Below are 515 nucleotides of genomic sequence, written 5' to 3'. Positions count from 1 at the left end.
CACGGATCCACCAAAGAAACCGGATTACCACCAACCAACGAGAACGGATCAGCACCCCAACCAGCACCCACAGGCGCAACCAAAGGATCAGGCGCCGTAAAACGGCCCACACGCGAATCCACCACGCGGGCACCCAACACCTCAAAACCAGAAGAACCCAGCACCACACCCGAAGCCGCAGAAACACCAACCAGCGAATCCGGCAACACAGGCGCACCACCAGTAGCAGAAGCGCCCTGAGCAGACGGCACAGCAGGGGCAGCAACACCCAAAGAATCCCAACCATACGGATCCAGCAAACCGGCACCAGAACCAGCACCAGGAACCAGTGAACCCACAGAAGGCATCGACGAACCACCCACACCCAGCACACGCGGAACAAACGAATTCTCATCCCACACCAACGGGTGCATCACCGAAGCATCAAAACCAGCCGCAGAACCAACACCAGCACCGGTTGAGGGCACACCAAACTCAGGTACCCCAGCAGGCGCACCACCGGCAGCAAGCACACG

The 515-nt window shown here is 59.4% G+C and carries 1 protein-coding gene; it reads right to left on the bottom strand.

Annotation, left to right across the window (positions count from 1 at the left end; all coding sequences use genetic code 11):
* On the bottom strand, positions 1 to 515 hold a 515-nt coding region (locus HMPREF2894_RS09330), incomplete at both ends, for an RHS repeat-associated core domain-containing protein (RefSeq protein ID WP_246827000.1).

It is taken from the genome of Rothia sp. HMSC066G02, assembly GCF_001813145.1.
Classification (GTDB): Bacteria; Actinomycetota; Actinomycetes; order Actinomycetales; family Micrococcaceae; genus Rothia.
The sequence above is the reverse complement of the archived record's forward strand: the minus strand, read 5'-3'. Positions and strand labels throughout refer to the sequence as shown.